We start from the raw sequence: 20,822 nt of genomic DNA on the forward strand, positions 1-20,822 counted from the left end.
ATCCGGTCCTGGCAGGTCAGCCGGGGCGGACCCCACGACGCCTCACTCGTTGGCGGCGCGGGGCCGGTCCCCGTCCTCGTACTGGTCGAAGAGCGGCGTGCGACCGCGCTCGCGGGCGCGCCGCGCCGAGGCGGCCCGCCGCTTGTCGCTGCGCCCGCCGGCCGCGTCGGAGCCCTCCGCCGCGTCGATCTGCCCGGTGGTCCCGGCGGACCCGGTGCCGCGCCGCGCCTCGTCGGCGGCGGGCTCGGCCGTGCTGGAGCGCGCCGAGCTCCAGGTGTCGGGGGCGCCCAGGTCGACGCCGCCGGTGGCGCGCGGGGCGACCGGCGCGGTCACGTACGTCGGCAGGGGCACCGGGACCGGGTCCCAGCTGTCGCCCCGGCCGGGCCCGCGCTGGCGCTCCCGCTGCTGGTCGACCCACTCCGCGTGATCGGTCTGCTCGACGAGGGCGCGGCGATCGGCGGCGAGCGCGGACAGTCCGGTCTCCGTCTCCGGGGCCGGCTCCTGCACCGCCTCGCCGGCGGCGGACTCGGCGTCCGCGCGCCGGGGCTGACGCTCCCGCAGCCGCTGCGCCGCGGCCTCGGCCCGGCGCCGGTCCATCGTGTACGTGAAGCGCCGCCGCTCCTGGCCGCGCAGATAGACGATGTACGCGCTCAGCAGGACGGCGGGCACGGCGGGTGCCCACAGGAAGGCCAGACCGCCCACCCCGGCAACGATCGCACCCGCCGTGAAGGCGAGGAAGAGCATCATCGTCGTGCGCCGTCGCCGGGCGAGGACCTTGGAGCGCCTGGCGCGCGCGGCGGCCTCGGCCGAGGCGGCGCGCTGCGCGGGTGACGCCTTGGCACGCGGCGGCTGCTGCTCGCGTTCGGGGTCGGCTTCGTGGCGCGCCTGCTCACGGGCGGGAGGTTCGCCCCGCGCCGCGACGGGCTCCGCCCGGTCCGCCTCGGGCTCCGCCGGTTCGGCCGGAGGCATGGCGAAGGCCCGGACGTCCACCGAACCGGTGACGACGTCCGGGTCGCCGCGCGTCTCGCCCTCCTCGGGCGAGCGGGCTTGCAGGTCCCTGGCGTATCGGCGCTCCATCCCCGCCCGTCCGGACAGCAGCCGGATGGCGGTGCTGAAGCGTTCCGTCGGACGGGCTTCGTTCAGCTCGTCCTGCCTACGGAGCCACATCGGCACCAAGTAGGCGGCCCAGGCCCCGACGATGACTGCGTAGATGAGGCCGCTGCTGCTCACGCTCACACGGTAGAGGGGTTTGGCTGGGGCCATCCGCCAATTGCGCCGGTGTGTCGCACGATCCGGCTGATATCTCGAACTTTTTTTGTGACTGATGCGATCAACAAGCCGCCGTCCGCGTGAAATTAATGCATGAGACAAGGCTCATACGGGTCTCGGGCGGTCGATCGGCGATCAATTTCGAACATATATTTCATTACCGTCGGCGGGTGACGGACTAAGCGGTGTTCCGAGGTCGCGCCCGGTGCCAGCGGCGCAACAGCCCTTCCGGCACCTCTTCGGCGGTGAGCGCGAAGACGAGATGATCGCGCCAGTCGCCGTCGATGTGCAGATACCGGGGTCGCAGCCCCTCTTCGCGGAATCCGAGTTTCTCCACGACCCGGCGGCTCGGCGTGTTCTCCGGCCGAATACAGACCTCGATACGGTGCAGCCCGACCGAGCGGAAGCAGTGGTCCACGGCGAGCGCGACGGCGGTCGGCATCACACCGCGCCCCGCGACGGACTCGTCGACCCAGTAGCCGACATGGCCCGAGCACATCGATCCCCAGGTGATCCCGGCGACCGTCAGCTGCCCGACGAGCCGGCCCTGGAACTCGATGACGAACGGCAGCATCCGGCCCGCGCCCGCCTCGGCGCGCAGATGGCGGACCATCTGTCGGTAGGTGGGCCGGTGCACGATCGGCCCGCCGGCCGTGGGCGGCGGGATCGTCGCCTCCCAGGGGCGCAGCCAGTCGCGGTTGCGCCGGTTGACCTCACGCCAGGCGCGCTGGTCGCGCATCTTTATCGGGCGGAGGGTGACGTCTCCGTCCGTCAGCTCGACGGGCCAGGCGGGGCCGTTCAGCTCGCACCCCCCGAGGGACCGGGATGGTCGCCGCCGCGCACCTGGTCGACCGCGTGCGCGAGCAGCGGCTCCAGGACGGCGAGGCCGTCGCGCACCCCGCCCGTGGAGCCCGGCAGGTTCACGATGAGCGTCCGGCCCGCGACCCCGGCGAGGCCCCGCGAGAGCACGGCCGTGGGGACCTTGTCCCTGCCGTACGCGCGGATGGCCTCCGCGATGCCCGGCACCTCGTGGTCGATGACGCGGCGGGTGGCCTCGGGCGTGCGGTCGGTGGGCGAGATGCCGGTGCCGCCGGTGGTGAGGATGACGTCGTAGCCGGCTTCGGCTCCGGCGCGCAGGGCCTGCTCGACGGGGTCCCCGTCGGGGACGACCTGGGGCCCGTCCACGGCGAACCCGAGCGCGGCCAGCCCCTCGACGAGGATCGGGCCGCCCCGGTCGGCGTAGACACCGGCGGCGGCGCGGTTGGAGGCGGTCACGACCAGTGCGCGGTAGCCGCTCATGCGCCCGCTCCCTCGCGGCTCCAGTCCCCGGACTTGCCGCCGGTCTTCTCCTCGACGCGTACGTCCGTGATGACGGCGCCCTTGTCGACGGCCTTGACCATGTCGACCACCGTGAGGGCCGCGACGCTCACCGCGGTGAGCGCCTCCATCTCCACGCCCGTACGGTCCGTGGTCTTCACCGTGGCGAGGATCTCCACCGCGTCGTCGGCCACGGAGAGGTCCAGCTTCACTCCGGAGACGGCCAGCGGGTGGCAGAGCGGGATCAGGTCGGGGGTGCGCTTGGCGCCCATGATCCCGGCGATCCGGGCGGTGGCGAGGGCGTCGCCCTTGGGGACGCCCTCGCCCCGCAGAAGCTCGATCACGCGCGGCGCGACCAGGACGCGGCCACTGGCGCGGGCGGTGCGCGCGGTCACGTCCTTCGCGGACACGTCGACCATGCGGGCCGCGCCCGCCTCGTCGATGTGCGTCAGTCGCTGCTGCTCAGGGCCGGGGGTGTCCCCCCGGGAAATCGCGGTCATGTGCTGTGGCGCTCCCGGTCCGGGCCCCGCGCGGTGCGGCGCGCGCGGGCCTGTTGTGCGCGACACGGTACCGCGCGCCCGGCGTTCTCAGCCGAGCAGGACCACGTCGACGTCCGCGCCCGGCTCCACCGAGGTGACGTCCTCGGGGACGACGATCAGCGCGTCCGCGTGGGCGAGCGCGGCGACCAGATGCGAGCCGGCGCCCCCCACGGGCGCCACCGTGCCGGCCTCGGCGTCGTACGCCCCCCGCAGGAACTGCCGGCGCCCCTCGGGCGAGCCCAGCGCCTTCTCCGCGGCCAGCCGCGCGCGCACGGTGGGCCGGTGGACCTCGTCCAGCCCCATCAGCGTGCGGATCGCCGGGCGCACGAACAGCTCGAAGGAGACGTACGAGGAGACGGGGTTGCCCGGCAGCGCCAGCAGCGGGGTGTGGTCGGGGCCGATGGTGCCGAAGCCCTGCGGCTTGCCCGGCTGCATGGCGAGCTTGCGGAACTCCACGCCGCCGCCCGCCCCGATGCCGGTCTCCTCGTCCGGATCGCCGAGGGAGGTCAGGGCCTCCTTCACGACGTCGTACGCGCCGACGCTCACGCCGCCCGTGGTGACGACGAGGTCGGCGCGGATCAGCTGGTCCTCGATGGTGGAGCGCAGCGTCTCGGCGTCGTCGGCGACCGCGCCCACGCGGTAGGCGATGGCTCCCGCGTCCCGGGCGGCGGCGGTGAGGGCGAAGCTGTTGGAGTCGTAGATCTGGCCGTCCGCCAGCGACTCGCCGGGCTGGATCAGTTCGCTGCCGGTGGACATGACGACCACGCGCGGGCGCGGGCGCACCTTCACCGTGCCGCGGCCGACGGCGGCGAGCAGGGCGATCTGCGGCGGGCCGAGGACCGTGCCCGCGCTCAGGGCGCGGTCCCCGGCGCGGACGTCGCTGCCCCGCGCGCGTACGTGCGCGCGTGCCGCGGCCGGGCGGTGCACGCGGACCTCTCCGGAGGCGCCCTCGGGGGCGGCGCTGTGGGCGCGCATCCCGGAGGCGGGGCCCTCACCGAGGCCTCCGTCGGTCCACTCCACGGGGACGACGGTCTCGGCGCCGGGCGGCAGCGGGGCGCCGGTCATGATGCGGGCCGCCTGGCCCGCGCCGACGGTGGGCTGCTCGCCCGCGCCCGCGGCCACGTCACCGATCACGGTCAGGACGGCGGGGAACTCCTCGCTCGCGCCCTCGATGTCGGCGACCCGTACCGCGTACCCGTCCATGGAGCTGTTGTCGAAGGGCGGCAGCGCGACGGGCACCGTGACGTCCTCGACGAGGACGCAGCCCTGCGCGTCGAGGAGTTGGAGCTCGATGGGTTCGAGCGGGCGGACGGTCGCGAGGATGTCGTCCAGATGCTCCTCCACCGACCACAGAGGGCTCCGGCCGGTGGTCGGTGTCGTCGTGCTGCTGCTCAAAGTGCTACATCTCCTCGGTGACGTAACTGCGAAGCCAGGCCTTGAAATCCGGGCCCAGATCCTGACGTTCGCACGCCAGTCTGACAATGGCACGCAGATAGTCGCCCCGGTCGCCGGTGTCGTAGCGGCGGCCCTTGAAGACGACGCCGTGCACCGGACCGCCGACCTTCTCGTCCGCGGCGAGCTGCTGGAGGGCGTCGGTGAGCTGGATCTCGCCGCCGCGGCCCGGCTCGGTCTTGCGCAGGACGTCGAAGACGGCGGGGTCGAGGACGTAGCGGCCGATGATCGCGTAGTTGCTGGGCGCGTCGGCGGTGTCGGGCTTCTCGACCAGGTCGGTGACCTTGACGACGTCGCCTTCCTCGGTCGCCTCGACGGCGGCGCAGCCGTAGAGGTGGATCTGCTCCGGGGCCACCTCCATGAGGGCGATGACGCTGCCGCCGCACTGCTCCTGGACCTCGACCATCCGGGCGAGGAGCGGGTCGCGGGGGTCGATGAGGTCGTCGCCGAGGAGTACGGCGAACGGCTCCTTGCCGACGTGCGGGGCCGCGCAGAGCACGGCGTGACCGAGTCCCCTGGGGTCGCCCTGGCGGACGTAGTGCATCGTCGCGAGGTCGCTGGACTCCTGGACCTTGGCGAGCCGCGCCTCGTCGCCCTTCTTCAGGAGGGCCGACTCCAGCTCGTAGTTGCGGTCGAAGTGGTCCTCCAGTGGGCGCTTGTTGCGGCCCGTGATCATGAGGACGTCGTCGAGACCCGCCGACACGGCCTCCTCGACCACGTACTGGATCGCCGGCTTGTCGACGACCGGCAGCATCTCCTTGGGGGTCGCCTTGGTGGCCGGCAGGAAGCGCGTGCCCAGGCCTGCCGCCGGGATGACCGCCTTGGTGATCCGGGGGGTGGGGGGGTGAGACTCAGTCATGTCGACACCATATCCGGTACGTATGTGCGGAATCTGTGGGTCCGGATCATTCGTCGGCATATGCGCCCACCAGGCAGAAATGTGAGTATCCGATGAGCGGAACCGAGACCGGCGAACAGCAAACCAAGCGCACGTTGCGGCGAGACTTCCTCGCGGTGAGGAGCGGGTTGACCGGGGATGACACGCGGGGGGCGGCCGTCCTGCTCGCCGAGCGCGCGCTGGAGCTGGCGGAACTGGCCGAGGCGCGGACAGTGGCGGCGTACGTCTCCGTGGGCAGTGAGCCCGGCACGCGCGTCCTGCTCGACACCCTCCACGCGCGCGGGACGCGGGTCCTGCTGCCCGTACTGCTCCCGGACAACGACCTGGACTGGGCCGCGTACGACGGGGAGGGCTCCCTGGTCCGGGTGCGGCACCAGGGGAAGATCGAGCTGCTGGAGCCCTCCGGGCCGCGGCTCGGCCCCGAAGCCGTCCTGGCGGCGGACACCGTCCTGCTGCCGGGGCTCGCGGTGGACGAGCGCGGCACGCGGCTCGGGCGGGGCGGCGGCTCGTACGACCGCGTCCTGGCCCGTCTGGAGCTGTCGGGCGCCGATCCCGCTCTCGTGGTGCTCCTGTACGACTCCGAGGTCGTCGCGCGCATCCCCGCGGAGGCGCACGACCTGCCGGTGCACGCCGTGGTGACGCCCTCGGGGGTGCGCCGCTTCCGCTGACCCCCGGACAGCCGAAAGGGCCCTCCACGCGCGCGTGGAGGGCCCTTTCAGGAGCTGCCGGTCAGGGGCGCAGGACCAGCTTGTCGCTGGTGCTCTTCTCGACCGCCTTCTCCGAGTAGGCCCAGGGCAGGAGTTCACCCTTGGCCCACTTCTCGGTCTGGTCGGTGTAGTGCGCGTTGTACGCGTGCCCCGAGGCGCCGGTGAGGTTGATCCACTTGGACTTGTCGAGGTCCTTGAGGTTCACCACCATGCGCATCGACGGCACCCAGACCACGCCGTAGCCGCCCGCCGCGTTCCAGCCGGTGGCGTTGACCGCCGCCTCGCCGCCGCCGAGGTTCCAGGGGCCGCGGTTGAGCACGTACTGGAGCCAGCCGGGGCCCTCGGTGCCGAGCGTCTGGTTCTTCAGCGTGAGGCGGTGCAGGCGGCCCCAGCTCCAGCTGTCGATGTCCTTGCCGAGCTTGGCCGTCAGGTCCCAGCGCGCGTCCTCAAGGGCCCGTGCGAACAGCTGGTCGCGGGTCGTGGTCGCCTTGTCGGTGCGGGTCTTCGGCGACTTCCACCAGTCGTTGGTCTCGTCGTCGATGATCTTGCGGACCACTTCGTAGTAGCGGTCGCCGCCGTCCGGCTGGGCCGAGTCCGCGTCCCGCTCGCCGCACTCGCGCACCTTCTTGCCCTCGTCCGCCGGGCCGGTGTTGCCGGCCGGCTCCACGCTCAGGCACTGGCCCTTGACGCGCAGCTCCTTGGGGAGCTTGTTGCCGAAGGCGAGCTTGAGGATGTTGCGCCAGACCGAGTTGAAGTACGCGGCGGCGGCCGAGTCGGCGTCCTGGGTGTAGTCCCAGCCCTCCAGGAGCTTCTGCGCCTCGCGGACGTACTTGTCCTTGACGTCGATCTTCAGCAGCTTGGGCACCAGCAGCTTGGCGATCTCGCTGCTGTTGTCCATCTGCATGAGGCGCATGTCCTCGGTGGAGATCTTGCCGCCGTTCTTGATCTTCGACTGGATCAGGTCGTCGATGCGCTGGCTGCGCGCGCCGTAGCCCCAGTCCCCGGTGAGCTTGTACGGGTACTTGTCCTCGTCGATCACGGCCTGGTTGGCGGTGACGATGTAGCCGCGCTTGGGGTCGTACTCGTAGGGCAGGGCGTCCTGCGGGATGTAGCCCTTCCAGCGGTACTCCGGGTCCCAGCCGGGCGCCGGGAGCGAACCGTCGCCCTTGCCGCGGGTCGGAATCCTGCCGGGCGCCTGGTAGCCGATGTGGCCCTCGCGGTCGGCGTAGATGAGGTTCTGCGACGGCACCTCGAAGAGGGCGGCCGCCTTGCGGAACTCCGTGAAGTTCTTCGCCCTGTTGAGCTTGAAGACCGCGTCCATGGACTTGCCCGGGTCCAGCGCCGTCCAGCGCAGCGCCACGCCGTAGCCGTCGCCCCGGTCGGGGGCCGCGGCGTCGACGTGGGCCTTCCTGCCGACCTTGACCAGTTCGTCGTCGCGGTCGGAGATGAGCGGGCCGTTGTTGGTCTCGCGGACCGTGATCTTCTTCGCCTTGCCGCCCGCGACCTTGATGGTCTCCTCGCGCGACGCGAAGGGCAGCACCTTCTGGCCGTACTGGTAGCCGTCCCCGGTGAACTTCTCCAGGTAGAGGTCCGTGACGTCGGCGCCGAGGTTCGTCATGCCCCAGGCGATCTCGTCGTTGTGGCCGATGACCACGCCCGGCATGCCCGAGAAGGTGTAGCCGGAGACGTCGTACCGGCACTTGTCGGAGACCGAACGGCAGTGCAGGCCCATCTGGTACCAGACCGAGGGCAGCTGCGGGGCCAGGTGCGGGTCGTTCGCGAGGAGCGGCTTGCCGGTGATCGTGTGCTCGCCGGAGACGACCCAGGAGTTCGAGCCGATGCCGTTGCCGTTCGGGCCGAGGATCGCGGGGACCTCGTCCAGGGCGTCGGAGACCCCCGAGAGCTGCGACTGGAGCCCGTCGGGCGCCTGGGCGCCACCCGCGAGGCCGGAGCCCGCGGTGCCGCCGCCTGTGCCCGTGCCGGTGCCCGTACCCGTGCCGGTGCCTGTGCCCGTGCCCGTGCCGCCGGTTCCGGACTGCGTGCCGGTGCCCTTGGTGTCGTACTCCTTGGTGACAGCGTCATAGGCGCCCTCGCGGACGATCGGCTTGTTCCGCTGGTACGGGTACTCGGGGTACAGGTCCTTGATCTGCGAGGGGCCGAGGCGGCTCGTCATCAAGGAGCGGTCGATCTCGTCCTGCATGTTGCCGCGCAGGTCCCAGGCCATGGCCTTGAGCCAGGCCACGGAGTCGACGGGGGTCCACTTCTGCGGCTTGTAGTCGTTGGTGAAGCCGAGCGCCGCGTACTCGACGGAGACGTCCTTGCCGTCCTTGCCGTCGAGGTAGGCGTTGACTCCCTTGGCGTAGGCCTGGAGGTACTTCTTCGTCTCCGGGGAGAGCTTGGAGTCGTACTCCTTCTTCGCCACCCGGTGCCAGCCGAGCGTGCGCAGGAACTCATCCCTCTTGACCTGGCTCTTGCCGAACATCTCGGAGAGCCGCCCGGAGGTCATATGACGGCGTACGTCCATCTCCCAGAAGCGGTCCTGCGCCTGGACGTAGCCCTGTGCCATGAAGAGGTCGGCGTCGGACTCGGCGTAGATCTGCGGGATTCCGTTCCCGTCGCGCTTCACCTCGACGTTGCCGGAGAGGCCGTCGAGCTTGAGGGTCCCCTTGGTCTGCGGGAAGGAGGCGCGCACGGTGCTGACGCTCCAGTACGCGCCGAAGCCGATGCCTCCGACGATGGCCAGGACCAGGACGATCACGACGAGGCGGGCTCGGCGCCCCTTCTTCTTGCCGGACTTATGACCGGAAGAGGCGGTGGTGTTGGAGGGCATCGCTGTCCTTGCTGTCCTTACGCGAGCGGCAGGGCGGGCTGTGCTGTCGGGCGGGCGGCTCTGGGAGCGCTGGAGCAACCATAGGCGCAGGGCGTCTGGACTCCGGACGCGGAGTCAGGAACCGGACCTCGAAAGATCGTAAACGCGTTCGAAGGCATCAAGAAGGCGTTAACGATTAGGTAAGGTAACGAAGTACTTGCCTCGCGAGAGGTGAACGACGTACTGGCTCGCAAGAAGTGCTTGTGCGCGCACGGAGGAAGGAACGGCCCCTGACTGTCCACCACCTCAACCAGCTCCTGCTCGTCTGCTCGCTCGTTCTGCTCGTCGCGGTGGCGGCGGTCCGTATCTCCTCGCGCAGCGGGCTCCCCAGCCTGCTCCTGTACCTCGGCATCGGGGTCGCGATGGGCCAGGACGGCATCGGTGACGTCCACTTCGACAACGCCGAACTGACGCAGGTCATCGGCTATGCCGCCCTGGTCGTGATCCTCGCCGAGGGCGGCCTCGGCACGAAGTGGAAGGAAGTGCGGCCCGCCCTGCCGGCGGCCGCCGTCCTCTCCACGGTCGGAGTCGCGGTGAGCGTGGGCATCACGGCGGCGGGCGCGCACTACCTGGTGGGGCTGGAGTGGCGGCCGGCGCTGATCATCGGCGCGGTGGTCTCCTCCACGGACGCCGCGGCGGTCTTCTCGGTGCTGCGGAAGGTGCCGCTCCCCTCGCGCATCACGGGCGTCCTGGAAGCGGAGTCGGGGTTCAACGACGCCCCTGTGGTGATCCTCGTCGTGGCGTTCTCCACGGCGGGACCGGTGGACCACTGGTACGTGCTGCTCGGCACGATCGCCCTGGAGCTGGCGATCGGCGCCGCGATCGGCGTCGCGGTCGGCTGGCTCGGCGCCTTCGGCCTGCGGCACGTGGCCCTGCCCGCCTCCGGCCTCTACCCCATCGCCGTCATGGCCATCGCGGTCGCCGCCTACGCGGCCGGCGCCATGGCGCACGGCAGCGGCTTCCTCGCCGTCTACCTCGCCTCGATGGTCCTCGGCAACGCCAGGCTGCCGCACTGGCCCGCCACCCGCGGCTTCGCCGAAGGCCTCGGCTGGCTCGCCCAGATCGGCATGTTCGTCCTGCTCGGCCTGCTGGTCACCCCGCACGAGCTGCTCGACGACACCTGGCACGCGATCGTCATCGGCCTAGTCCTGACGATGGTGGCGCGGCCCCTGGAGGTCGTCCTGAGCCTGCTGCCGTTCCGCATGCCGTGGCAGGAGAAGGCGCTGCTGTCCTGGGCCGGGCTGCGCGGCGCCGTGCCCATCATCCTGGCCACCATCCCCATGGTGAACGGCGTCGAGGACAGCCAGCGGATCTTCAACATCGTCTTCGTGCTCGTCGTCGTCTACACCCTCGTCCAGGGCCCCACGCTGCCTTGGCTGGCCAAGCTGCTGCGGATCGGCGGCTCCTCGGAGGCCGCCGACCTCGGCATCGAGTCGGCACCCCTGGAGCGGCTGCGCGGGCACCTCTTGTCGGTCGCCATCCCCGAGGGCTCGCGCATGCACGGCGTCGAGGTGGGCGAGCTGCGGCTGCCGCAGGGCGCGGCGGTCACGCTCATCGTGCGCGAGGGCGAATCGTTTGTCCCGCTGCCCACGACGGTGCTGCGGCGCGGCGACGAGCTGCTGGTCGTGGCGACCGACCCGGTGCGGGACGCCGCCGAGAAGCGGCTGCGCGCGGTCGGCCACGGCGGAAAGCTCGCGAGTTGGCTGGGAACCGACGGAGGAAAACACCAATCGTAGGTGGCGGGGGTCTCATCCACTGCGATCACAGGGTCAGATGTGACTGTTGCCTGTACGATTAAGGCACCGACGGGGAGCTGAAAAGCGCCCCGCTCGAACACCTGACTGAACCAACTGATCGAACCAACTCTGCCTGAAGCAGAGCTGGCGCGACCGTATGGCGGTCGTGGCGCCCCCGCACTGGGCCCCGGCATCTACCGCAGTTCCGCGCAAGAGGACAGCTCTCGGCGTCGTCTCCCCACAAGGGAGACCGCTACCAGGCGGCAGAAAGGCACGGGCCGTGGCATCCACGGTCACCGAAACCCGCCCGGGCTACGGACAGCTCCTGCGCACCCCTCGCGCCTGGACGTTCCTGCTCCCCGGCTTCGCGGCACGCCAGCCGTTCGCGATGCTGACGATCTCCATCGTCCTGCTGGTGCAGCACACCACCGGCTCGTACGGTGCCGCGGGCGCCGTCTCGGCCGTCACCGGCGTCTCCATGGCGCTGTTCGCCCCCTTCAGCGGCAAGCTCGCCGACCGGTTCGGCCAGCGTGCCGTGCTGGTGCCCGGCGTGCTCGTCCACTCGGCCTCCGTCATCACCCTGACGGTGCTCGCGCTCTCCGACGCCCCCTTGTGGGCGCTGTTCGCGGCCGCCGTGCCGGCGGGCGCCTCGACGCCTCAGATCGGCCCCATGGTGCGGGCCCGCTGGGGCGTCAAGCTCCAGGATTCCCCGCTGGCCACCACCGCCGCCGCCTTCGAGTCGGTCACCGACGAGCTGACCTTCGTCCTCGGGCCGCTCGTGGCGACCGCGCTGTGCACCGGCGTCGACCCCTCCGCCGGACTGCTCACCGAAGCCGGGCTCACGCTGATCGGCGGTCTGCTGTTCGCCGCGCAGAAGAGCACCCAGCCGAAGCCGTCCTCGCAGAACGAGGACCACGCGCGCGTGGAGCACGTCTCCGCGCTGCGGGTCCCCGGTATCCGCGTGCTCATCGTGACGTTCCTCGGGATCGGCGCCGTCTTCGGCGGCATGCAGGTCTCGCTGGCCGCCTTCACCGAGTCCATCGGCGAGCCCGGCCTGAACGGCGTCCTGTACGGCACGTTCGCCGCGGGCAACATGCTCTCCGGAGTCGTGTGCGGCGCCATCGCCTGGAAGGTCTCCCCCCAGCGGCGCCTGCTCGTGGCGTACGCGGCGCTGACGCTGATGGCCTCGGGGCTGTGGGCCGCGCACTCCGCGCTGCTGCTCGCCGGGCTCGGCCTGTTGGTCGGCGTCTGCATCGCGCCGGCGCTGATCACCGGCTACACGCTGGTGGACAAGCTGGTCCCGCCGACCGGCCGCACCGAGGCCTTCACCTGGCTGACCGGCGCCGTCGCGCTCGGCCAGGCGGCGGCCGTCACGGTCGCGGGACAGCTGGAGGACCACTTCTGGGACGGGGCCGGCTTCCTGGTCCCCCTGGGCGGCACGGCACTGGCCCTGGTGGTCCTCGTCACGCTGCGCTCGCGCCTGGTTCCGAGGGGCCCGGGGCGCACGGTGGCGCGTGGCGTCGGTCACCGACAGCCGGTCGCGGTGGACTGATCCCCCGGAATACGTCACTATGGATCGTCGTTAGCACTCATCGAGTGAGAGTGCCAGGAGGAAGCAAGTGCCGACGTACCAGTACCAGTGCACCGAGTGCGGCGAGGGCCTCGAGGCGGTGCAGAAGTTCACGGACGACGCCCTGACCGTGTGCCCGAACTGCGACGGACGCCTCAAGAAGGTGTTCTCGGCGGTCGGCATCGTCTTCAAGGGCTCCGGCTTCTACCGCAACGACAGCCGCGGCTCGTCGTCGAGCAGCACGCCGTCGTCTTCGTCGTCGAAGTCCACGTCCGACGCGAAGCCGTCGACGGCTTCTTCCTCGTCGGCGTCCTCGACCTCTTCGTCCTCGGCGGCCTCGTCGTCCTCGTCGTCCGGCTCCTCGTCGGCTTCGAGCTCGGCCGCGTAGGCTTCCAGCTTCTTCTCCCAGGACCTCGCCGTTCACCGACGGCGGGGTCCTCGGCGTATCCGGGTGCCGATACGCGCCGATACCGTGCCGTCCATGGTGAACACGGCGAACGTGAACGGGACACGGGCCGAGATCGGGGTGATCGGCGGCTCCGGGCTGTACTCCTTTCTGGATGACGTGACCGAGGTTCAGGTCGACACGCCTTATGGGGCGCCGAGCGACTCTCTTTTCCTCGGCTCACTTGGTTCTGGGGGCTCTGGCGGTTCCCCCGGCTCTGGCGGCTCGCTCGGCGGTGGGGCGGGGCGGCGGGTCGCCTTCCTGCCCCGGCACGGCCGCGGGCACCATCTGCCGCCGCACCGCATCAACTACCGCGCCAACCTCTGGGCGCTGCGCTCCGTCGGCGTACGCCAGGTGCTCGCCCCCTGTGCGGTCGGTGGGCTGCGGGCCGAGTACGGGCCCGGCACGCTGCTCGTGCCCGATCAGCTGGTGGACCGCACGAAGGCGCGTACGCAGACGTACTTCGACGGGGTGCCGCTGCCGGACGGCACCGTTCCCGAGGTCGTGCACGTGTCGCTGGCCGACCCGTACTGCCCGGTGGGCCGGGCGGTGGCGCTGGCGGCCGCCCGTGGCCGTGGCTGGGAGCCGGTGGACGGAGGGACGCTGGTCGTGGTGGAGGGGCCGCGCTTCTCGACCCGGGCGGAGTCGCGCTGGCACGCCGCGCAGGGCTGGTCGGTGGTGGGCATGACCGGGCATCCGGAGGCCGCCCTCGCACGGGAACTGGAGCTCTGCTACACGTCGTTGGCGCTGGTCACCGACTTGGACGCGGGGGCGGAGTCGGGAGACGGCGTCTCGCACGAAGAGGTCCTGCGGGTGTTCGCCGCGAGCGTGGACCGGCTGCGGAGTGTCCTCTTCGACGCCGTCGCGGGGTTGCCGGCGGTCGGGGAGCGGGCGTGTCCGTGTGCGGGGGCGTTGGGCGGGATGGAGCCGGGGATTCGGTTGCCGTGAAGGCCGGGACCGGGGCAGCCGTGCGGGTGGTGAGCCGGGCGGAAGATCCCCTTCGGGTGAGGGAGTTGTCCACAACCGGCGAGTAGTCCACGGGGCTCAGCGGGAATCGGCGTGGTCCCGCATCGTGGGAGCGCAAGCCAAGCTCTCGCACCGCAGGTGGTGGTTGTCGTGACCCAAGTCCCTCTCCAGGCCCGGCCGTCCGACGGCTGCCCGGTCCCTCCCTTCGCGCCCGTGCGGGTGCGCGCCGGCCGTCCACGGCTGCGCCGACTGCTGCGGCACCGGCGGCGGGCCCTGGCGGTGGGGCTGGCGATGACCGCCGCCGCCCTGGCGACCACGGGGCCGCGGGACAGCGATGAGCCGCGGGCCCCCGCCGCGGCTGAGCAGGCCCGGGGGCGGCCGGCCGCCGAGACGGTGACCGCGCCGGTGCGGATCGCGGACGCGGCGGCCGCCGCGCTGTTGCGCCCCGGCGACCGGGTCGACGTGATCGCCGCCGAGGGGCCGCCGGGGAGCGGTGCGAAGCCGCGTGTGGTGGCGGCGGGCGCGCGGGTCTCCGAGGTGCCCGAGCAGGCGGAAGGGCCCGCCGAGAGCGGTGCGCTGGTGGTGCTCTCGGTGCCGCGCGACACCGCGTCGCGGCTGGCCGGGGCCGGGGCGAGCACCCGCCTGGCGGTGACCCTGCGATGAGCCGCGCCGTTCGCGATCGCACGGGCACCCGGTCACGTCGCCCATTGGAGAATGCCGATTGGACAGGCTCTCCACGGTCTGACGTAGGTTGCGAAGTCGTTTGTTCCGCAACCCGCACATGCGAAGAAAGGCCCCGTGGTGAGCGAGAAGAGGGAACCGGGCGTCTGGGAGGGCTTCAAGGCCTTCCTGATGCGCGGCAATGTGGTCGACCTGGCGGTCGCGGTGGTCATCGGCGCCGCGTTCACGAACATCGTGAACTCCGTGGTGAAGGGTGTCATCAACCCGCTGGTCGGCGCCTTCGGCACGAAGGACCTCGACCACTACAGCTCATGCCTGAAGTCGCCCTGCGAGGTGGGCGCCGCGGGCGAGGCCTCCAAGGGCATTGTCATCATGTGGGGCTCCGTGCTCAGCGCGGTCCTCAGCTTCCTGATCACCGCGGCCGTCGTGTACTTCCTGATGGTCCTGCCCATGGCGAAGTACCTCGCGCGGGTCGCGGCCCGGCGCGCCGAGAAGGAGGGCACGCAGGAGGTCATCGAGGTCTCGGAGCTGGAGGTCCTCAAGGAGATCCGCGACGCCCTGGTGGCACAGCGCGGCTCCGGGCACGACGAGCGGTAGCGGGGGCCCAAGGGGCCCCGGGGTGGCGGCGCGGCAGGGCCCGGGGGTGGTGGAGCAGGGCCCGGGGGAAGCGGGGCCGGGCTTCGAGCTGCTGGTGGGGCAGGGCTCAGAGGTGGTGGGGCGGCTTCTCGTCGAGGAACCGCGCCAGGTCGGCGGCGCTGCTGCTGCCACCGGTCTCGGCCCGCTCGCCCCACCCTCGGTCCGCGTCGTCCGCAGACTGCTGCGACAGCGGGTCGTCGAAGACCAGAGTGTTCCGCGGCTTCGTGCCCTGCTCGGGGCCTGCCGGGCTCTTGGGGTTCTTCGGGCTCTCCGGATCGCGCGGTTCGGGGGCGGGGGCGGTGCTCATGCCTCCAGGGTACGTCCGCGGGGGTGCGCGACCACCGTCGGACGGCCCTGAGCCCGTGGGCCGCGAAGGTCTCCCGGTCGGCGGCGATCCGCCCCGGGCCCGGCGCGGGCGTGCCGCGCGGGGCGAGATCCTTGCCGGGACCGGCGCGGCGGCGGGCGAAGCGGAAGGTGGGCCGCAGGTCGGCGTCACGGAGCAGGCCTCCGGTAGCGCGGGCGCCGAGGCAGCCGGACGTGTCGGGGGCGATGGGCAGGCCCCTTTCGTGCCTCAGGCGGTGCGGCAGCCCACCGGCCGCTGCACGCGTCGGCGAGGTCGCGGCCGGGCCGGGGCCTTGCTTCGCCCGGGTGGCCCTCTCGCGGCGCCGGGCGGCACAGCCCGTTTCGGCGTACGCCTTCTGCTGTGGTGTCCCCATGACGTCATCGCCTGGCTCCTCCGACACCCCCGGCCCGCCTGGACCCACCGGCTCACCTGGCTCCCCCGCCCCCACCGGCTCCTCCGCCCCCGGCGGTTCCGCCGCGGCGGACGCGCGTGCCGCGTCGTCCGTCTCCGCCGTCTCCGCCAAGCCGCTGCGGCCCCTCCTCGCGCGCGGGCGGGACGAGAAGCACCGCGCGGCGACGCCGCTGGAGCTCTTCTTCGACCTCTGCTTCGTCGTGGCGGTCGCGCAGGCGGGTGCCGAGCTGGTGCACGCCGTCGCCGAGGGGCACGCGGGCGAGGGCGTCCTGAGCTACGCAATGCTCTTCTTCGCGCTGTTCTGGGCCTGGGTGAACTTCTCCTGGTTCGCCTCGGCGTACGACAACGACGACGCGCTGTACCGCGTGGTGACGCTGATCCAGATCGCCGGTGTCCTCGTCTTCGCCGCCGGGGTCTCCAAGGCCTTCCAGGAGCACGACTTCCTGCTGGTCTGGCTCGGCTACCTCATCATGCGCATCGCGCTCTCCTCGCAGTGGCTGCGCGCGGCCAAGAACGCGACGGGCGCCGAGCGGACCACGGCCCTGCGGTACGCGGCGGGCGTGCTGGTCTGTCAGATCGGCTGGACGGGCCTGTTGTTCCTGCCGGAGGACGCCCGGCCTTGGCTGTTCCTCGTGATGGCGGTCGCCGAGATGTGCGTGCCGGTGCTGGCGGAGCGGCGGTACACCACCACCTGGCATCCGCATCACATCTCGGAGCGGTACGGCCTGTTCACGATCATCGTGCTCGGCGAGACGATCGCGGCGGCGACGATCGCGGTGAAGTCCGGCATCGAGGAGAACGACGCGCTCGACGAGCTGCTGCCCATCGCCGCGGGCGGGCTGCTCATCGTCTTCGCCGCGTGGTGGATCTACTTCGTCGTGCCCATCCACGGAAGGCTGCACAGCAACCGGCAGGCGTTCCTGTGGGGATACGGCCACTTCGTGATCCTCGGCTCGGCGGCGGCGATCGGAGCCGGCATCGAGGTGGCGGTCGAGCAGGCCGTGGGCGAGGCCCATCTGTCGACTCTGGCCGCGTCCGCCGCGGTGACGGTCCCCACCGCGCTGTATCTGATCACCATCTGGGCGCTGCACGCCCGCTACTACAAGGTGGGCCTGGCCCAGCAGCTGGTGCTGCCGACGAGCGCGTTGGCGACGCTGGCGAGTACGTTCGCGGGGCGCTGGGCCGTGCTGGTGGCGGGTCTCGTGGCCATGGCGACGGTCGCGACCGGGGTCACGCTCACCGCCCGCGCGGGCCGCCGCGCGTGATACGCGTCCGTGGTACCCATCGTCGTATGACTACTGACGTGACCACTGACGTGACCACCGGCTCCCTGACCGATGTCGCGGGTCTGCGCGTCGGGCACGCCACGTTGGACGGCGACGGGCAACTGACGGGCACCACCGCGGTGTTGGCCCCCGAGGGCGGCGCTGTCGCCGCGGTGGACGTGCGGGGCGGCGGGCCCGGCACCCGCGAGACGGACGCCCTCGACCCGCGCAACCTCGTGCAGCGCGTCGAGGCCGTCGTCCTCACCGGAGGCAGTGCGTACGGCCTTGACGCCGCGTCCGGGGTGATGGCCTGGCTGGAGGAGCGGGGCCGGGGGTGCGGGTGGGTCCCGAGCCCTCCCATGTGGTGCCCGTCGTGCCGGCCGCCTGCGTCTTCGACCTCGGCCGGGGCGGTGACTTCACGGCCCGTCCCGGTGCGGCGACCGGGCGGGCCGCGGTGGAGGCGGCCGCGCGCACGGAGCCGTGCGCGCCCATCGTGGAGGGCAATGTCGGCGCGGGCACCGGCGCGGTGGTCGGCGCCGTCAAGGGCGGCATCGGCAGCGCGAGCGTCCGCCTCGACTCCGGCATCACGGTCGCGGCGCTGGTGGTGGCGAACGCCGCGGGCTCGGGGGTCGACCCCGTGACGGGCGCGCTGTACGGGCAGCACTTCGCGGGGCGGCGGGTCGACCCCCCGGCACCCGAGGCGCACGAGGAGGCCACGCGGCGCCTCGCCGAAGCCGCGGCGGAGAACGGGCCGCCGCCGCTCAACACCACCCTCGCCGTCGTCGCCACCGACGCCGACCTGACCAAGGCCCAGGCGCAGAAGCTCGCCGGCACCTCGCACGACGGCATGGCGCGCGCCGTGCGGCCCGTCCACCTCCTCAACGACGGGGACACGGTCTTCGCCCTCGCCACGGGGGAGCGCCCCTTGGCCGCCGACAGTCCGCTCGCCCTCAACGAGATCCTCGCCGCCGGGGCCGACATGGTGACCGCGGCGATCGTGCGGGCGTTGCTGGCGGCGGAGTCGGTGCGGACGCGGGGCGGCACGTTCCCCGCGTATCGCGACCTCTACGGCCTCGGCGGCCACGACCTCGGTCTCCGCGGGAAGGAAGGCCACCGGCAATAGCCGCAAAGGGTGGGGGAAGAGGGCAAATGCCCGCCCATGCAGGGCCCTTGGGCGCGAAGTGTGCTGGCGCTCACACCCTCCGGAGGGAACTCCTCCGCGCATCCGGGCGCTCTTTACTCGTACTGGATCAGAACACGTACGTTGGAGCAGCCCGTGACAAGGTCGGTCATAGTCAACCCCCGGCGCCGTGCCCTGCTGGCCGCCACCGCGCTCGCCGCCGCGGGCGCGCTGACCCTCACGGCGTGCGGGGGCGACGCGGGCGCCAAGGGTGACAAGAAGGGCGCGAGCTCTGCCGCCAAGGGCGCCGAGATCACCATCTCCTCCAAGGACGGTGCCACCGACGCCTCGATCAACCACACCGGCGTCAAGGTCAAGAACGGCAAGCTGACCAGCGTGAAGATGACGTCGGTGACGTCCGGCGCGGCGGTCGAGGGCACCATCTCCGGGGACGGCACCTCCTGGAAGCCGAAGGGCCAGCTGGAGCGGGGCACGAAGTACAAGGTCACCGCCAACGCCAAGGACCCGAAGGGCAACGCGGCGACGGAGAACGCGACGTTCACCACCGTCTCCTCCGCCAACAGCTTCATCGGCAGCTACACCCCCGACGGCGGCACCACGGTCGGCGTCGGTATGCCGGTCTCCTTCAACTTCGACAAGCCGATCACGGAGAAGAAGGACGTCCAGTCGCACATCACGGTGACCTCCACCAGCGGCCAGAAGGTCGTCGGCCACTGGTTCGGCAACCAGCGCCTGGACTTCCGGCCCGAGGAGTACTGGAAGGCCGGCTCCAAGGTCACCATGAAGATCGACCTGGACGGCGTGAAGGGCGCGAACGGCATCACCGGCGTGCAGAAGAAGACGGTCACCTTCACCGTCGGCCGCGCGCAGGTCTCCACCGTCGACGTCAACACCAAGAAGATGACGGTCGAGCGCGACGGCAAGGTCATCAAGACCATCCCGATCTCCGCGGGCAGCCCGTCGAACCCCACGTACAACGGCAAGATGGTGATCTCCGAGAAGTTCACCCAGACCCGGATGAACGGCGACACGGTCGGCTTCGGCGGTGAGTACGACATCAAGGACGTGCCGCACGCCATGCGTCTGTCCACGTCGGGCACCTTCATCCACGGCAACTACTGGGGCTCGCCGTCCGTCTTCGGCAGCGCCAACACCAGCCACGGCTGCGTCGGCCTCCAGGACGCGCGCGGCGCGGGCGACCCGAACACCATGGGCGCCTGGTTCTTCAACAACTCCCTCATCGGTGACGTCGTGACGGTCAAGGGCTCCCCCGACAAGACGATCGCCCCGGACAACGGCCTCAACGGCTGGAACATGCCGTGGAGCGAGTGGACGGCCGGCAGCGCCGTCTGATCCATCTCCGGGCGACTCTGGCGCCTCTCAACTGAGCGAGCCACGCGGGAACTTCCCCGCGTGGCTCGCGCGTTTTCCCGTTCCCGGGCACGATGTCCGACCCAGGGGCTACGGTATGCACTCACCAGGTGACATGCAGCAACGCCGGGAGAAGCCTTGAGCGTTCCGTACGAAACGGCGTACGAGCCACCCGAGTCGCCCGAGCCACACTCTCCGGAGGAGCATCTCGAGCGACTCCTCGGCCGTGCCCTGAACTCCTTCGACCTGCCGGACGAGGTGATACGCCGCCTCGACTCGGCCCTCGCCCACGACAGTTCCCTGCACTCCGCGCACCACAGCGCGGGCCTGCACCGCGAGACGTACAGACACACCTGGCTGCTGGCCGACGCGTCCGTGCTCACGCTCTGGGAGCTGGTCCACAACACCGCGCCGGGCAGCGCCCCGACGTACGAGGTCTACGCCGACGAGGAGGAGGCGGGCGTCGCCACCTCGCGGCTGCCGCTGCCGCCGGACCCGCCCGCCTGCGAGCGGCCCGTCACGCTCCACATGTCCGCCGACCCGGGCCCCCGCCACATGTACGTGCCGGACGACTCCGCGGACCACGCGCGGCGGCTGCTGCGCCGCGCGGAGAACCCGGACGGCGACGTTCCCGGCGAGGACATCGCCCGGCTGCTGCGCGCGGCGTTCGCGCACCAGATAACGCAGGCGTTCGGCCGCCCGGGCCTGAGCGGCGAGGCGCGCCTGAGCTTCTCGCTCTACGAACACGCGTTCCTGCTCTTCGACGGCGGCGAGATCAGCCTGTGGGAGGTCGAGCACACCCTCACCCCCGACCGGCGCCACATGTGCGAGGTGTACGCCAGCGAGGAAGCGGCCCGCGCCGCGATGGAGCGCAGGGCCAAGGACGCGGCCGCCGGCTAGGAGCGCCGCCGCCCGAACTGCCGGACGAGACCGGCGAAGGCGGCGCGTTCGTCCGCGGTGAGCTCCACGGCCTCCGCGCGCGGCGGGCCCTGCTGGCCGGGCAGGGCCCGCAGGCCCGGGACCTGACGCCGCGCCACCGCGTCGGGGCGCTCCCTGCGCAGCACCCGCACCAGGCCGACGGCCCAGACCACGGTCGCCGCGGCGAGCACCGCCACGCCTGCCTGCTGAACGATCGAGACATCCTGGAACATGTCGCCCAGTAGACAACAGCGGGCACGACTTACGACAGGGGGCTTTTGGGCCTTA

19 protein-coding genes and 1 pseudogene are annotated in these 20,822 nt (G+C 71.7%); 11 read left to right on the top strand and 9 right to left on the bottom strand.

The window, feature by feature from the left end; translation table 11 throughout:
• Window positions 1-42: 42 nt before the first annotated feature.
• The 6 genes from sepX to galU all read right to left on the bottom strand — a co-directional run bounded on the left by sepX (window position 43) and on the right by galU (window position 5,436).
• The gene (sepX, locus tag J2N69_RS14860; protein ID WP_230901177.1) at window positions 43-1,230 is read right to left on the bottom strand and encodes a divisome protein SepX/GlpR; all 1,188 of its coding nucleotides are present in this window, start codon (window positions 1,228-1,230) and stop codon (window positions 43-45) included.
• 217 nt (window positions 1,231-1,447) lie between these two features.
• Window positions 1,448-2,071, bottom strand: a complete 624-nt coding sequence (locus J2N69_RS14865; protein WP_269075666.1) for a GNAT family N-acetyltransferase — start codon at window positions 2,069-2,071, stop codon at window positions 1,448-1,450.
• Complete coding sequence (locus tag J2N69_RS14870) at window positions 2,068-2,568, bottom strand: MogA/MoaB family molybdenum cofactor biosynthesis protein (RefSeq protein WP_127912560.1); 501 nt, start codon at window positions 2,566-2,568, stop codon at window positions 2,068-2,070. Before J2N69_RS14870 ends, J2N69_RS14865 begins: the two co-directional genes overlap by 4 nt.
• Complete coding sequence (moaC, locus tag J2N69_RS14875; RefSeq protein WP_230901179.1) at window positions 2,565-3,086, bottom strand: cyclic pyranopterin monophosphate synthase MoaC; 522 nt, start codon at window positions 3,084-3,086, stop codon at window positions 2,565-2,567. Before moaC ends, J2N69_RS14870 begins: the two co-directional genes overlap by 4 nt.
• An 87-nt stretch (window positions 3,087-3,173) precedes the next feature.
• Window positions 3,174-4,520: a molybdotransferase-like divisome protein Glp gene (gene glp, locus J2N69_RS14880; protein ID WP_230901180.1), complete on the bottom strand. Its 1,347-nt coding sequence runs from the start codon at window positions 4,518-4,520 to the stop codon at window positions 3,174-3,176.
• A 4-nt stretch (window positions 4,521-4,524) separates the two neighbouring features.
• Entirely contained in the window at window positions 4,525-5,436 is a 912-nt protein-coding gene (gene galU, locus J2N69_RS14885; RefSeq protein WP_230901181.1) for a UTP--glucose-1-phosphate uridylyltransferase GalU, read from the bottom strand.
• A gap of 92 nt (window positions 5,437-5,528) precedes the next feature.
• Between galU and J2N69_RS14890 the strand changes: the two genes are divergently transcribed.
• Window positions 5,529-6,143: a 5-formyltetrahydrofolate cyclo-ligase gene (locus tag J2N69_RS14890; protein ID WP_230901182.1), complete on the top strand. Its 615-nt coding sequence runs from the start codon at window positions 5,529-5,531 to the stop codon at window positions 6,141-6,143.
• Between the two features lie 61 nt (window positions 6,144-6,204).
• Here the strand turns inward: J2N69_RS14890 and J2N69_RS14895 are convergent, their stop codons facing one another.
• Window positions 6,205-9,012, bottom strand: a complete 2,808-nt coding sequence (locus J2N69_RS14895) for a penicillin acylase family protein (protein ID WP_230901183.1) — start codon at window positions 9,010-9,012, stop codon at window positions 6,205-6,207.
• A 242-nt stretch (window positions 9,013-9,254) separates the two neighbouring features.
• On the opposite strand from J2N69_RS14895, the gene J2N69_RS14900 reads away from it, so the two are divergent.
• The 6 genes from J2N69_RS14900 to mscL all read left to right on the top strand — a co-directional run bounded on the left by J2N69_RS14900 (window position 9,255) and on the right by mscL (window position 15,046).
• Window positions 9,255-10,787, top strand: coding sequence for a potassium/proton antiporter (locus J2N69_RS14900; protein ID WP_230901184.1), 1,533 nt, complete (start codon window positions 9,255-9,257; stop codon window positions 10,785-10,787).
• A 280-nt stretch (window positions 10,788-11,067) separates the two neighbouring features.
• The gene (locus tag J2N69_RS14905) at window positions 11,068-12,339 is read left to right on the top strand and encodes an MFS transporter (RefSeq protein ID WP_230901185.1); all 1,272 of its coding nucleotides are present in this window, start codon (window positions 11,068-11,070) and stop codon (window positions 12,337-12,339) included.
• A gap of 67 nt (window positions 12,340-12,406) precedes the next feature.
• Window positions 12,407-12,745 carry an FmdB family zinc ribbon protein gene (locus tag J2N69_RS14910; RefSeq protein WP_127912554.1) on the top strand — a complete coding sequence of 113 codons (339 nt, stop codon included), beginning with the start codon at window positions 12,407-12,409 and terminating at the stop codon, window positions 12,743-12,745.
• 93 nt (window positions 12,746-12,838) lie between these two features.
• Window positions 12,839-13,750 (top strand): S-methyl-5'-thioadenosine phosphorylase, encoded by a 912-nt coding sequence (locus tag J2N69_RS14915; RefSeq protein WP_230901186.1) that lies wholly within the window; start codon window positions 12,839-12,841, stop codon window positions 13,748-13,750.
• A 168-nt stretch (window positions 13,751-13,918) separates the two neighbouring features.
• Window positions 13,919-14,431, top strand: coding sequence for an RcpC/CpaB family pilus assembly protein (locus J2N69_RS14920; RefSeq protein WP_230901187.1), 513 nt, complete (start codon window positions 13,919-13,921; stop codon window positions 14,429-14,431).
• A gap of 138 nt (window positions 14,432-14,569) precedes the next feature.
• Window positions 14,570-15,046, top strand: a complete 477-nt coding sequence (mscL, locus tag J2N69_RS14925) for a large conductance mechanosensitive channel protein MscL (RefSeq protein WP_230901188.1) — start codon at window positions 14,570-14,572, stop codon at window positions 15,044-15,046.
• Between the two features lie 106 nt (window positions 15,047-15,152).
• Here mscL and J2N69_RS14930 read toward each other — a convergent pair whose 3' ends face one another.
• A complete protein-coding gene (locus tag J2N69_RS14930) occupies window positions 15,153-15,392 on the bottom strand; it encodes a hypothetical protein (RefSeq protein WP_230901189.1) in 240 nt (79 codons plus the stop codon).
• Window positions 15,393-15,799: 407 nt separating this feature from the next.
• On the opposite strand from J2N69_RS14930, the gene J2N69_RS14935 reads away from it, so the two are divergent.
• The 4 genes and pseudogenes from J2N69_RS14935 to J2N69_RS14950 all read left to right on the top strand — a co-directional run bounded on the left by J2N69_RS14935 (window position 15,800) and on the right by J2N69_RS14950 (window position 20,516).
• On the top strand, window positions 15,800-17,104 hold the full coding sequence (locus tag J2N69_RS14935) for a low temperature requirement protein A (RefSeq protein ID WP_230901190.1): 1,305 nt from the start codon (window positions 15,800-15,802) through the stop codon (window positions 17,102-17,104).
• A 26-nt stretch (window positions 17,105-17,130) separates the two neighbouring features.
• A pseudogene (locus J2N69_RS14940) lies at window positions 17,131-18,227 on the top strand (P1 family peptidase).
• A gap of 153 nt (window positions 18,228-18,380) precedes the next feature.
• The gene (locus J2N69_RS14945) at window positions 18,381-19,598 is read left to right on the top strand and encodes a L,D-transpeptidase (RefSeq protein ID WP_408056731.1); all 1,218 of its coding nucleotides are present in this window, start codon (window positions 18,381-18,383) and stop codon (window positions 19,596-19,598) included.
• Window positions 19,599-19,754: 156 nt separating this feature from the next.
• On the top strand, window positions 19,755-20,516 hold the full coding sequence (locus J2N69_RS14950; RefSeq protein WP_230901191.1) for a DUF6227 family protein: 762 nt from the start codon (window positions 19,755-19,757) through the stop codon (window positions 20,514-20,516).
• Here J2N69_RS14950 and J2N69_RS14955 read toward each other — a convergent pair.
• Window positions 20,513-20,767 (bottom strand): hypothetical protein, encoded by a 255-nt coding sequence (locus J2N69_RS14955; RefSeq protein ID WP_230901192.1) that lies wholly within the window; start codon window positions 20,765-20,767, stop codon window positions 20,513-20,515. The genes J2N69_RS14950 and J2N69_RS14955 overlap by 4 nt on opposite strands.
• Window positions 20,768-20,822 lie beyond the last annotated feature (55 nt).

This window comes from Streptomyces huasconensis (assembly GCF_021028635.1).
GTDB classification, from domain to species: Bacteria; Actinomycetota; Actinomycetes; order Streptomycetales; family Streptomycetaceae; genus Streptomyces; species Streptomyces huasconensis.

What these genes read in the sequence shown, in the direction of transcription:
- J2N69_RS14870 (WP_127912560.1), bottom strand. Translation starts at nt 2,568, where the DNA reads ATGAGCGGCTACCGCGCACTGGTCGTGACCGCCTCCAACCGCGCCGCC.
- moaC (WP_230901179.1), bottom strand. Translation starts at nt 3,086, where the DNA reads ATGACCGCGATTTCCCGGGGGGACACCCCCGGCCCTGAGCAGCAGCGA.
- galU (WP_230901181.1), bottom strand. Translation starts at nt 5,436, where the DNA reads ATGACTGAGTCTCACCCCCCCACCCCCCGGATCACCAAGGCGGTCATC.
- J2N69_RS14890 (WP_230901182.1), top strand. Translation starts at nt 5,529, where the DNA reads ATGAGCGGAACCGAGACCGGCGAACAGCAAACCAAGCGCACGTTGCGG.
- J2N69_RS14895 (WP_230901183.1), bottom strand. Translation starts at nt 9,012, where the DNA reads ATGCCCTCCAACACCACCGCCTCTTCCGGTCATAAGTCCGGCAAGAAG.
- J2N69_RS14915 (WP_230901186.1), top strand. Translation starts at nt 12,839, where the DNA reads ATGGTGAACACGGCGAACGTGAACGGGACACGGGCCGAGATCGGGGTG.
- J2N69_RS14930 (WP_230901189.1), bottom strand. Translation starts at nt 15,392, where the DNA reads ATGAGCACCGCCCCCGCCCCCGAACCGCGCGATCCGGAGAGCCCGAAG.
- J2N69_RS14935 (WP_230901190.1), top strand. Translation starts at nt 15,800, where the DNA reads ATGACGTCATCGCCTGGCTCCTCCGACACCCCCGGCCCGCCTGGACCC.
- J2N69_RS14955 (WP_230901192.1), bottom strand. Translation starts at nt 20,767, where the DNA reads ATGTTCCAGGATGTCTCGATCGTTCAGCAGGCAGGCGTGGCGGTGCTC.